The following is a 13,222-nucleotide window of genomic DNA, read 5'->3' as shown; positions in this document are numbered from 1 at the left end:
AAAACTTTCAATATTAAATCACTATAAGTAATTCCAAACACCTTTTATTTTAAGTAGCGGCAAATTGTAAATAACGAATAGCTATGATTTAACTTACAATAAGTTTACATACCTAATGATTCTACTATCTTTATCTTATATAGATAATTACAATACCTCCTTAAATCAATGAACTTTAGATTACTTCTTTTCATAGCCTTGTACATTATACCTATATGGAGTATCGGTCAAAACTTGTCTCCCCCAATTCAGAATTACAGTAGCTATGAGTATAACGCTGCCAGTAAAAATTGGGGTTTGTCCATTGATGAGAACGGAGAATTGTATGTAGCTAATAACAACGGACTGCTACATTTTAATGGAGAAACCTGGACACTCAACAAATTACCCAACAAAACTATTATTCGGTCGGTAGCATATGTAAACGGTAAAATATTTACCGGGTCTTATGAAGAATTCGGGTTTTGGGAGATGAACGACTACGGTTTTTTAACATATACATCTTTAACGAATTTAATTAAGGACCATGAATTTACTAACGAAGAATTTTGGCAAATTATACAACTTGATGATGCTATCATTTTCCGATCTTTTTCTACCGTATACATTTACAAAAACAATAAAATCTCTGTTTTAGACGCTCCTTTTGTTGTTACTAATATTGCCAAGTACAAGAATCAAATAATTGTTGCCGGTGAACAGCGCAGATTATACTGGATTAAAAACAACACCCTTACTCCGTTAGATTCTCAAGAAATATTAGAAGGGAAGACTATTGTAGATATGGTCCCTTTTGGAGATAATTTAATTATTGGCACAAAACTAAACGGTTGTTTTTTACTTATAGACAGTCAAATAAAACTATTAGATGATACCATTAATAACGAACTTAAAGAACATCAACTTAACAAAGTGTTATCTCTAGACAATAACACCATAGCATTTGGCACTATAAAAAACGGAGTCTACACCTATAACATCAAGTCTAATACATTTCAAAATTTGAACAAGGCTCTAGGACTCCAAAACAATACAGTTTTGGCAATGCTACAGTTTAAAGACCAATTATGGCTAGGTCTTGATAACGGTATAGACAAAATTCAGTTGAAAAATCCCATTACCTATTATACAGACCACTCCGGTGTTTTGGGTACGGTTTATGACCTTGTAGATTATAAAGATGAACTCTACTTGGGCAGTAATACCGGTATTTATTATTTTAGGGATAACCAATTACAGTTTGTACCTAGATCTCAAGGTCATGTTTGGGACTTGGAAGTTATTGACGACGATCTCTTCTGCGGACATAATACCGGCACCTTCATTTTAAAAAATGGTAAACTCAACAAGGTATCTGATATTTCTGGAGGATACCAAATAGTCAAAGTTCCCGAAACCAAATCATCTTACATTCAAGGTACATACACCGGGTTGGCAAACTTCATAAAAGACGATAATGGAAATTGGCAAACTAGCCGCATAACCGGCATTGACTTTCCCGTAAAACAACTGTGCTTTGAAAATGCACACACCATTTGGGCCGCTCACCCCTATAAAGGACTTTTCAAAATAACAATGAACGACACTTACACCAAAGTACTGAAGTTCAGTGAAATTGAAACCGGAGTTATTCCTAATACCTATAATATCAAATTGTACAATATTAAGAATCAAATCATAATTTCAAGTGAAGGTAATTGGTTCAAATACGACCCTATATCGAATGTTATTTCTCAGTTTGAAGAGTTTCAAGATTATAAAAATATGGACTTGGTAAATTACAATTCAACCAGCTATTGGTTTTTTGACAATGATAACCAGAAGAAAATAATTCACACCGACCTTGGTAAAAACCAGTTTACTTTAGATGATGCCCAACTTAGAAAAAGATTGGCCATTGAAACAGAAACCATTGTTAATTATAATGATTCAACTTATTATTTTACTCTTACCGACGGATTTGGTAAACTAAACCTCAATAGCTTTGAAAAAGAATTAAAAAATTTTGAACTGCCTACACCAAGACTAAGTTCCTTTATTGATGACCAGGAAACTTACACCATACATCAAGATGTCAACAAAATACCTTTTAACAAATCAAAGAACATAAAAATAGCAGTTGCAGCTGGTAGCTTTAAACAATACACGTATTATTATCAACTTACCGGAACCATTGAGCAGGCAAGTTATTTTGACAATGGTGAGATTACCCTACAGAATTTACCATTTGGTTCATACACGTTGAAAATACATACCGTAAGCATAGGCAATGAGCTATCTGAACCTAAAATAATTGATTTTAAAATACTTCGTCCGTGGTATTTTTCAAATTGGAGCTTATTTGCTTACCTATTATTATTTATTGCTAGTATTCTTGTCGTTCGTTGGTACAACAAACAGAAATTAGCTAAGAAACATAACCTGCTAAAAATAGAGATGCAACGAGAGCAAGATGAACGCATGGCTCAAATAGAAAAAGAAAAACTTGAAAAAGAAATTAAAAGAAAACAAACAGAGCTTGCAAGAACAACAATGAGTGTTGCCAAGAAAAACGAACTTATAATTGAGCTAAAGGACCTTATTGCTTTAAACCAGGAATCATTTTCCAATAAGCAACGTTTTAGATCACTATCAAAGAAATTGGATAGCTCCATGAACGAAGATCAAGATTGGAAACATTTTGAAATAAGTTTTAAAGAATTACATGAAGATTTTTTTGATAATCTTTTAAAGAAATACCCAAAACTTACCCCAAAAGATCTCAGATTATGCGCTTATCTTAAAATGAATCATACTACAAAAGAGATTGCTCCTTTAATGGGTATTTCAATAAGAGGTGTTGAAATACATAGGTATCGTTTGCGTAAAAAATTGAACATAGACAGCTCTCAAAACCTATCAAACTATCTCATTAAATTTAAATAGAACAGGCTTTTTCCGTTTTTAATACTACTACACATATTAAGAATGCGTTAATTGTCTACATCATTACTACTTCATTACGTTAATTTTTACTTTTAAATTAACACATCTACTACTGCAAATACCCTTATTTAAGGGTTTTCACGCTACACATGTCATTGATGTACTTTTTATGTAGTTCAATAAAAAATAAGGGCTAGTTGTTTTGATAACTTGCTACTGAAATTAACAACTTGATAATTTTACAACTCAATTTTTAAACAATTATGAAAATAGGAATCAAATTTTTAACATTCTGCATTTTACTGAGCCATTTGACGGTTTTTGCGCAAAATGGAATTTCGGTTTCGGGAACTGTTACTGATGATAATGGGCAACCATTACCAGGCGCTAGTCTCATAGTAAAAGGTACTACAACAGGAACCCAAACTGATTTTGACGGTATATATGCATTAAACGATGTACCCAACAGTGGTACACTTGTAATTAGCTACATTGGTTACTCTACTCAAGAAACCGCTGTAAGCGGGCAAACAACTATAAATATATCTTTGTCTGAAGATTCACAAGCTTTAGACGAGGTTGTAGTTGTTGGTTATGGTACCCAGAAAAAAGCGGATCTTACTGGGTCTATTGCTACGATTAAAACTGAGGATATCACTAGAACCCCTACTAGTGCCGCCATGCAATCATTACAAGGTAAAGTAGCGGGACTCCAAGTAGTGAGTAGCGGTGCTCCGGGTACGGGACCAACAATTCGTGTTCGTGGTATCGGCTCTTATGTGGGCGGTGCCTCTAACCCACTATACGTAGTGGATGGTACTTTCTTCGATGATATCGATTTTTTAAATACGGAAGACATTGAAACTATCTCTGTACTTAAAGATGCGTCCGCTTCCGCAATTTACGGTGTTCGTGCCGCAAACGGTGTGGTACTGATAGAAACTAAATCTGGTAAAATAAATCAGAAACCAGAAATCACCTATAATGGTTACCAGGGTGTACAGATAGCACAAAACATTGTTAAACTATCTAATTCAGAACAGTTTGCAACTCTTGCAAGAGAATCTGGTTCTGATGCAGAGGCACAATCTATAGAAAATGCTATTCAGCGTTATGGTAGAAGCAGAATCAACCCTAATGTGCCTGATGTAAATACAGATTGGTATGATCTTATTTTGCGTCATGCATTACAACAAAATCATAGTATTGGTGTTGCCGGTGGTACAGAATCTGTAACGTATTCTCTCGGTTTAAACTACTTTGAGCAAGAAGGTATCTTGAATATGAAAAATGATTACGAGCGATTCAACATTCGATCTAAGATTAATGTTGATATTACCGATCGTTTAGATATTGGTATTTCTACTCTTTTTAGTAATGCAACAAGATACCGACCTGAAAGTACCGCGTTTGCATTGGCATATTATGCCACCCCTACAATGCCTGTTCTTGACCCTTCAAAAACAGATGCATATCCAAGACCTTATGCCAATGCGCAAGATCTAGGTTACAGAGGTACGCAGAATCCATTTCCAGTAATGGAAAACACAGAAAATAGAGACAAAATCAGAAATACGCTGACTACAGTTGATCTTAACTACCAGTTGGTGCCCGATAAATTGACTCTGAAAACTGCTTTTTATCACAACTTTGAAACTACCGAAACTAGAGAAGTGCGGTTACCTTACTTTTTTGGAAACGGTAACGCTTTTAGGGAAAATGCAGAATTGGTAAAAAGGAATGCTACATTTTCTGAGCAAACTTGGGACAACACCTTAACCTATGATGACAGCTATGGTAAACATAATCTAACAGCATTGGTAGGTACTTCATACAGGGATCGCTCTTATGAACAATTAGAAGCTAAAGGTCTTAATTTTCCTAACGGACCAGGAATTGGTGATGAATCTTATTTCTTGGACCTTGCAAATTCAATTGATGTAGATGGTGTTGGTGATGACGGTGTTAGACAATACTTCTTCTCTTATTTTGGTCGTATTGCTTATAATTTTGACAGTAAATACCTTCTTTACGGTACGTTTAGAGCTGATGGTACTAGTAAATACCAAGAAAAATGGGGTTATTTCCCAACTGTTGGTGTGGGCTGGGTAGTTTCTGAAGAATCTTTCTTAGAGAACAGCAACGTTATAGACTTTTTAAAGCTAAGAGCTAGCTGGGGTGAATTGGGTAACGCCAACGTTGACTCTAGTACTGGCGGAATTACATCTGATGCCGTTGATGGTGTATTTGGCGATGTTCGTTATCCTGGTCTTGTAACCAGTAGTGATTTTGAAGCCCTAAAATGGGAAGTAACCGCAGAAACCAACGTAGGTTTAACTGCTAGGTTATTTGATAATAAATTAACGATAGATTCTGACTACTATGTTCGAGAAACTCGTGACGCAGTAATACCGGTATCTAGATTATTGGTTCCTGGTGAAACTAGACAAAATGTTGGTGTTATTAGAAACTCCGGTTTTGAAATTGTAGCCAATTGGAATCAGAAAATATCCGATAATTTTAGCTTTAGTATAGGTGGCAATTTCTCTACTTTAGATAATGAGGTACTTGATTTAGCAGGGCAGGAAAATCTTACTTCCGGCGGTGACACTGCACAACGTACGGTTGTAGGTGGTACTATTAGTCCGTTCTTCGGATTAAAAGTTGACGGAGTATACCAAACTGATGAAGAAATTCAATCTGACCCTGCTGCACAAGCTGCCATTGCAGACGGACTGACCGTTGCCCCTGGCGATTTAAAGTTTGTAGATCAAAATGGGGATATGGTTATTGACGCCCAAGATAGAGTGGATCTCGGTTCTTACCTTCCCACCTATTCTTTCGGGTTTAACCTAGGAATGAATTATAAGGCGTGGGATTTTAATCTAAATGTAATTGGGCAAGGTGGAAATGTAATCGCAAACCAAAAGCGTTTTGCTATCCGTCAGACTCCAGATGCCAATATTGACAGGGATTTTGCAGTAAATAGATGGAACGGTGCCGGTAGCACCAATAGTTATCCATCGGCAAGGGGAATTAGAAATCCTTGGAGCAACCAATTTTTAAGTAGCTTTTTTGTAGAAAAAGGAGATTTTGTTAGACTACAGAACGTAACCTTAGGGTATACGTTACCTAAGTTAAACGGAAAATTCAATCCTGATATTAGGTTCTACATCACTGCAGAACGTCCGTTGACATTCTTCAACTACAACGGTTTTACTCCTGAGGTTTCCGATGGTAGAGATACCCAAACCTATCCAATACCAGGTGTGTACACATTTGGTGTAAATATTAAAATTTAAAAATACAGCTATGAAATATATAAAAGTTAACAAACTAACAGTGCTTTTAGCCTTTCTAGGTACTGTACTTATAGGTTGTTCAGACGATCTGGACCAACCTGAACTGAACAATAATTTTGCCGGAGGAACAGATTTTTCACAGACAGATGATATGATTTTGTCACTAATCGGGGTTTACCAATCCGTTGCAGATAGAGGTTGGGAACAGCCACTAGTAGTTACTACAAGAGGCGATGATGTGAATGCTGCGGGTGACCAACAAGGTCTAAAAAATCAAGATCGCTATGTATACGACAACTCCTTCTTTGGTTCTAGAACCTTATGGGAAACGTATTACGGAGATATCATTGGTGCCCATACGGGTATGGAACAGATAGAAAGATATATGGAGTTTGCAGATGATGAAGGTATCGCCTTGGGCAATCAATATATCGCAGAAGCAAAAGTGTTGAGAGCTGTGCTACTCTTTCAATTATCACAGGTATATGGTTCGGTATTTATTCCTACTTCATCAAATCTTAACGATTTTGCAGATGTAACATCGGTACCAAGTAAAAATGAAGTAATGCAACACATTTCTGATCAGATGGATGAAGCAATACCCTTCTTACTGGATCTAAGACCAAACGAACGTACAGATTTACCTGGCGGAGTAACTAAATACACTGCTTTGATGATAAAGGCAGAAGCTAATCAAGAACTGGAGAATTACCAAGCCGTTGCAGACGCTGCAGGTGAAATTATTGCTTCGGGTAAATTCACGTTGTTTCCTGATTATTATGAGCTATTTAAAACTCCAGGTAAACTTAGCGATGAAAACTTATTCGAATTTCAATATTCTGATTTCGGAAATGGTGAAGGCGACAGGGTTAGTCATTTATATGCTCCTTATGGTCCCAACTCATGGAATCCAGAAGTTGATGGCTCTAGTAACGGATGGGGATTTTTTGAGCCTAGCTTAAAATATGTTGAATTTATGCTTGACAGAGGTGAAACCGAGCGTTTAGAAACGTCTGTTTTCTTTAGCCAAAAGGGTATTGACAGCTTAATAGCTACAACTACCTACACTGCAGAAACTCTACCATCATTTGTTTCTCCAACTACAAGAGATGGTGATGAAAATACATCTACCGTCCGGTCTATATTTTCAAGCGGCAAGCACTATTTACCAACAAATCAACTAATACCTGGTCGTACCGAATATGGTAGTAATAAGAACAATATTGTCTTTCGTTACTCAGAAACTTTGTTGATGTACGCCGAAGCATTGGTGCAAGGAGCGAATAATTCGACTATGACTGCTGATGAGGCGGTTAATCTGGTACGTTCAAGGGCAAATATGGCGCCTTTAAGCGGAGTAACACTTGACCAGATCGTAGATGAAAAATATGCCGAGCTTTCAATGGAATGGGGTAAACGCTTTTTTGATATGGTTAGGTTAGGTAGATACGATGAATTAAGTTTTGATGGTAGAACATTTACCGAAGACAAGGCTTTTGTAACCTACCATCAAGATCAGATCGACGAGTTTCCAATATTGGGTGAAATAGCTAACTAAAAACGAACTACAATGAAACATTTTAAAAACATAATTACTTTTTTGTTGGCTACCTTTCTTTTGGTTGCCTGCGAAGATGGTATCGACTCACTTACCGAGGTTGACCCTGGTGCAGATGAAACGGCTCCTAGTATCACCATAACTTCACCTACAGAAGGTTTAGCGGTAAAAGTGAATGAAGAATTAGCTACCATTACCATAAAATTTGAAGCTCAAGATGATATTGAGTTGGCTTCGGTGAATGTTGCTTTAGATGGAAGTACTATCAAAAGCTATGCAGATTTTTTGGATTACAGAAGATTGGTAGTAGATGATTTGGTTTACGACCAACTTGCAGATGGTGAGCATGTACTTACCGTTACCGCAACTGACCTAGATGGTAAAACAACGAACGGTATGGTCAACTTTACAAAAGAACCTGCCTATGTTTCTAAATACCCAGGTGAAATTTTATACATGCCTTTTGATGGTGCGTATGTTGATTTGATCAGTTTTGAAGAAGCTGAAGAATTTGGAAGTCCGTCCATAAGCGAAGATAATATTGCAGGCGATGGTTCTTACCAAGGTGCTACGGATACGTATTTGACATTAGATTCCGAGCGTTTTAAAAATGCCGAGTTCAGTGCAATTTTCTGGATGAAAATTAACAACACACCAGACCGTGCCGGTGTATTGACCTTGAGTCCGCCATTAATTGACGGCGCAAACAATGACCTTTCTAAAGGATTTAGGTTTTTCCGTGAAAATGCAAACGGCATGCAACGCTTTAAGCTGAACGCGGGTACTGGTACAGATGGTACTTGGTTCGATGGTGGCGAGGCTGCAGATGTAGACCCTACTACTGGAGAATGGGTGAACTTCGCTTTTACCATTTCTGGTTCTGAAGCGGTAGTGTATATAGACGGACAAATTGCCAAAGAAGGAGCTTTCGCAGGTATTGACTGGACAGATGTTAACGTACTTTCCATCATGTCGGGCGCGCCTAATTTTACAGCATGGGGCCACTTGTCAGATGAAAGCTTAATGGACGAACTTCGTATTTTCAATAGAGCAATTTCTCAAGAAGAAGTTCAACAAATAATGGCTGACGATTCAGGTGAATTCGTTTCTTCCTACCCTCCTACTTTTGACGGTGAAATGTTTTATATGCCGTTTGATGGTAGTTACAACGAACGCTTTAGAGACATTGACGCTACCGTTGTAGGTATACCAGGTTATGCCGGTGAAAGTGTAGAAGGTGATAATGCCTATGCCGGTGCAGCAGATTCTTACCTAACATTTCCAACGAATGAATCCGGAGCGCTTACTACAGAGGAATTCAGTGCCACGCTATGGTATAAATTGAATGCAGACCCAACAAGAGGTTCCATCTTAGTTATGGGTCCTGAGGATGTGGATAATGCAGGATATCCTGATGTACAGAACAAACGTACCAACGGGTTCCGATTCTTTAGGGAAGGTGACGCCACACGACAGGTTTTCAAATTGAATGTGGGTAATGGCGAAGGTGAATCTTGGTTTGACGGTGGCGATGCAGCCGCGTTAGACCCTACTGCTACAGAATGGGTACACTTGGCATTTACCATCTCTGGCTCTGAATGTGTAGTCTATTTTGATGGTGAAGTTGTATCACAAGGCGATTTCACGGGAGTAGATTGGACAGGTTGTGATTTATTATCCATCGGTTCAGGTGCACCACGATTTACAGAATGGGGTCACGGTTTTGATTTAAGCTTTATAGATGAGCTTAGATTATACAATAAAGCATTGAGCCAACAAGAAATTCAAGATATAAGACAAGCAGGTCTTTAGGCACGATAATAGTTTAGTTTAATTCAGTTAATGTAGTAGATTTTTATGAGGTTATTTTTAATTTCAATGACCATTGCAACTTTGTTAGTGGGTTGTAATGGTCAATCCTCTAAGTCCAAACTTAGAGACCAAAGCGAGAGTGTAGAAAGAATTAAAATCACGGATGAACAATTGTTGGATTCCGTTCAAAAACAAACATTCAATTATTTCTGGGAAGGTGCCGAGCCTACTTCCGGACTGGCACGCGAAAGAATTCATTTAGATGATATTTACCCAACTCACCACAAAGATATTATCACTATTGGTGGTTCAGGTTTTGGTGTTATGGCAATTTTAGTAGGTATTGAAAGAGAATTCATAACACGTGAAATGGGTCTCGAACGACTTGAAAAAGCAGTAGATTTTCTTGACAATGCCGATCGATTTCATGGTGCTTGGCCACATTGGCTAACTCCTGATGGTAAAATGACGCCATTCAGCAAAAAAGATAATGGCGGTGATTTAGTAGAAACCGCATTTCTTATTGAAGGATTATTGACCGTTAAAGAATATTTCAAGGACGGGAATGATCGAGAGCAAACCCTAGCACAACATATACAAAAACTATGGGAAGAAGTAGATTGGGATTGGTACACGAAGGGCGAAAATGTACTGTATTGGCACTGGTCTCCAGAATATGAGTGGGATATGAACTTCCCAGTTGGTGGTTACAACGAAGCATTGATTATGTACATTCTTGCAGCGGCTTCTCCAACACATCCTATTTCCAAAGAAGTTTATGATCAAGGTTGGGCAAGAGATGGAGCAATTACAAAAGATACTACTTTTTATGGGCTACCAACTGTTTTGGATCATTATGAAAGTGATGCTTCTCCCGTTGGCCCGATGTTCTGGGCACACTACTCTTTTACAGGATTAAATCCTAAAGGATTAAAAGATCAGTATGCAGATTATTGGGAGCTGAACCAAAACCATACTATGATCCAATACAAGTATGCCGTTGACAATCCTAAGAAATTCAAAGGATATGGTAAAGACCTTTGGGGGCTTACATCTAGTTATTCTATTAAAGGATATGATGGGCACCGACCAGATAGGGATATTAGCGTTATTTCTCCTACGGCAGCACTTTCTTCTATGCCATATGCACCAAAAGAGAGTATGGATTTCTTAAGAAATATGTACATCAATCATGATACCCTTATTGGTAAATACGGACCATATGATGCTTTTAGCTTAGAAAAAAACTGGGTATTACCTAGGTATTTAGCTATTGACCAAGGTCCTATTCCCGTAATGATTGAAAACCATAGAAGCGGATTGTTTTGGATGCTTTTTATGACCAATAAAGATGTAGTTAAAGGATTGGATAAACTAGAATTTTCAGTAGCATCACCAAAATGAAGGGCAAAAACCGATATAAGCACAAAAAGCAAATACTCCAAAAGACGCTCCTTGTTTTCTTGGGAATCTTAACGGTATCCCTAATGTCATGTTCATCTTCTGAACCAGATGCACCAACGGGCGAATCTGAACTTCCGGAAACTCCTACCGAACCAGAATCGGAACCTGAAGTACCAGAAATTTCAGACGAAAAACTTTTGGATTTAACCCAGCAAGAAACCTTCAAATATTTTTGGGATTACGCTGAGGCAAACTCTGGTGCAGCTCGTGAACGTTTTCATCCTAACGAACCTTCTAACGATCCAAATACGGTAAGTATAGGTGGCACAGGTTTTGGTTTAATGGCGCTCTTGGTTGGTGTGGAAAGGGGCTTTATTACACGTAATGAATCCGTAGAACGAATTGATCAGATTTTAAGTTTTTTAGAATCTTCAGATCGTTTTCACGGTGCTTGGCCTCATTGGTTAGATGGCACTAACGGCAACGTTAGGCCATTTAGCGAAAAAGACAATGGTGGCGACTTGGTAGAAACCGCTTTTTTGGCACAAGGCTTGATCTGCATTAAAGAGTATTTTAAAAATGGCGACGATACAGAAAAATCTTTAGCCGATAAGGCAGATGCATTATGGAAAGGTGTTGAATGGAACTGGTATACGCAAGACCAAAATAGCCTGTATTGGCATTGGAGTCCGAACTATGGTTTCGACATCAATCTAGAATTGAAAGGGTATAATGAAGTGATGATTACTTATGTAATGGCTGCCGCTTCACCAGATTTTTCTATTGAGAAAGAGGTATATACCAATGGTTGGGCATCAAATGGGTCTATAACAGACGCCACAAGTGCATATAATATTCCGCTGGTGGTGGATCATGCAGGAAATTCCCCAAAGGGCGGACCTTTATTTTTTTCGCACTATTCTTTTTTAGGTCTTAACCCGAACAATTTAAGTGACGGATTCGTCAATTATTGGGATGCTGCCGTAAATCATTCAAAAATCAACTATTTATACTGCGTTGAGAACCCTAAAAACTACATCGATTATGGTGAAAATTGCTGGGGATTAACGGCAAGCTACTCTAGAAATAACGATGGTACTTTAGGTTACAATGCGCATAGCCCAAGCAATGACATAGGTCTGGTTTCGCCAACGGCAGCCATAAGTTCTATACCGTACACTCCCGAAGAATCGCTAAAAGCATTGCGCTATTTTTATCAGAATAAAGATGAATTATTAGGTCCTGCAGGGTTTTATGATGCTTTTAGTCCGCAGAACAATTTTTGGGTGGCAGAAGCATATTTGGCTATAGATCAAGGTCCTGAAATTGTAATGATAGAAAATTACAGAAGTGGTCTACTTTGGAATCTTTTTATGCAAAACGAAGACGTACAAAGCGGTCTTGATAAACTCGGTTTTACTTATGAAAAATAAACACTTTCTTTTTCTCTTTTTATTGGTTATTTGCAACACTATAACTTCTGCGCAAGATGTAAATCTATTCGAAAAGGAAGAATTGATAGTTGCAGAAGACACGTTGCGATATAGAATTCTATATCCAGAAAACTTTGATGTAAAAAAAACATATCCGCTAGTACTATTTTTACATGGTGCAGGTGAACGAGGTAATGATAACGAAAAACAACTAACACACGGCAGCGCTCTTTTTCTAGATCAGAATAACAGAACGAAATACCCTGCGATCGTAATTATGCCACAATGTGCTATAGATGATTATTGGGCACAGGTAGAAGTTGATCGTAGCAACTATCCCGTACAGTTAGATTTTCAATTTGAAAAAGGCCCTACCAAAGCAATGGGTTTAGTGTTGCGTCTATTGAATGATTTTCAAAAAGAAAAATTCGTCAATGAAAATCAAATCTATGCCATGGGTCTCTCAATGGGCGGCATGGGTACCTATGAATTATTAGCAAGAAACCCAGACCGTTTTGCCGCTGCGATTGCAATTTGCGGTGCAGGTGATCCTAAATACGTAGCTAACTACGCGAAAAAAATACCTGTTTGGGCGTTTCACGGTGCAAAAGATAATGTTGTAGATCCATTACGTTCTATGGAAATAGTTACGGCACTACTGAATGAGGAAGCTTTCCCCCGGCTTACCTTATATGATTTTGCAAACCATAATAGTTGGGACCCTGCATTTGCAGAACCAGAATTATTACCATGGCTTTTCTCGAATACTTTGAATAAAGAGTAAAAGC

Annotated in this window: 7 protein-coding genes; all 7 read left to right on the top strand. The window is 37.9% G+C overall.

What is annotated here, in order from left to right:
- Positions 1–168 precede the first annotated feature (168 nt).
- Positions 169–2,925, top strand: a complete 2,757-nt coding sequence (locus UH1x_RS13795; protein ID WP_482622333.1) for a helix-turn-helix and ligand-binding sensor domain-containing protein — start codon at positions 169–171, stop codon at positions 2,923–2,925.
- 263 nt (positions 2,926–3,188) lie between these two features.
- On the top strand, positions 3,189–6,227 hold the full coding sequence (locus UH1x_RS13790; RefSeq protein ID WP_482622332.1) for a SusC/RagA family TonB-linked outer membrane protein: 3,039 nt from the start codon (positions 3,189–3,191) through the stop codon (positions 6,225–6,227).
- 10 nt (positions 6,228–6,237) lie between these two features.
- Positions 6,238–7,785, top strand: a complete 1,548-nt coding sequence (locus UH1x_RS13785) for a RagB/SusD family nutrient uptake outer membrane protein (protein ID WP_482622331.1) — start codon at positions 6,238–6,240, stop codon at positions 7,783–7,785.
- Between the two features lie 12 nt (positions 7,786–7,797).
- A complete protein-coding gene (locus UH1x_RS13780; protein WP_482622330.1) occupies positions 7,798–9,597 on the top strand; it encodes a LamG-like jellyroll fold domain-containing protein in 1,800 nt (599 codons plus the stop codon).
- Positions 9,598–9,642: 45 nt separating this feature from the next.
- Positions 9,643–11,001: a glucoamylase family protein gene (locus tag UH1x_RS13775; protein WP_482622329.1), complete on the top strand. Its 1,359-nt coding sequence runs from the start codon at positions 9,643–9,645 to the stop codon at positions 10,999–11,001.
- The gene (locus tag UH1x_RS13770; protein WP_482622328.1) at positions 10,998–12,434 is read left to right on the top strand and encodes a glucoamylase family protein; all 1,437 of its coding nucleotides are present in this window, start codon (positions 10,998–11,000) and stop codon (positions 12,432–12,434) included. Before UH1x_RS13775 ends, UH1x_RS13770 begins: the two co-directional genes overlap by 4 nt.
- Positions 12,424–13,218, top strand: coding sequence for a carboxylesterase family protein (locus UH1x_RS13765; RefSeq protein WP_482622326.1), 795 nt, complete (start codon positions 12,424–12,426; stop codon positions 13,216–13,218). The genes UH1x_RS13770 and UH1x_RS13765 overlap by 11 nt, the downstream gene beginning before the upstream one ends.
- Positions 13,219–13,222 lie beyond the last annotated feature (4 nt).

The sequence above is a fragment of the Maribacter sp. UH1 genome (assembly GCF_056839145.1).
The sequence above is the reverse complement of the archived record's forward strand: the minus strand, read 5'-3'. Positions and strand labels throughout refer to the sequence as shown.

Bases quoted from the DNA above. Each gene is read 5' to 3' on its own strand.
- UH1x_RS13775 (WP_482622329.1), top strand. From the start codon at position 9,643: ATGAGGTTATTTTTAATTTCAATGACCATTGCAACTTTGTTAGTGGGT.
- UH1x_RS13765 (WP_482622326.1), top strand. From the start codon at position 12,424: ATGAAAAATAAACACTTTCTTTTTCTCTTTTTATTGGTTATTTGCAAC.
- UH1x_RS13780 (WP_482622330.1), top strand. From the start codon at position 7,798: ATGAAACATTTTAAAAACATAATTACTTTTTTGTTGGCTACCTTTCTT.
- UH1x_RS13770 (WP_482622328.1), top strand. From the start codon at position 10,998: ATGAAGGGCAAAAACCGATATAAGCACAAAAAGCAAATACTCCAAAAG.
- UH1x_RS13785 (WP_482622331.1), top strand. From the start codon at position 6,238: ATGAAATATATAAAAGTTAACAAACTAACAGTGCTTTTAGCCTTTCTA.
- UH1x_RS13795 (WP_482622333.1), top strand. From the start codon at position 169: ATGAACTTTAGATTACTTCTTTTCATAGCCTTGTACATTATACCTATA.
- UH1x_RS13790 (WP_482622332.1), top strand. From the start codon at position 3,189: ATGAAAATAGGAATCAAATTTTTAACATTCTGCATTTTACTGAGCCAT.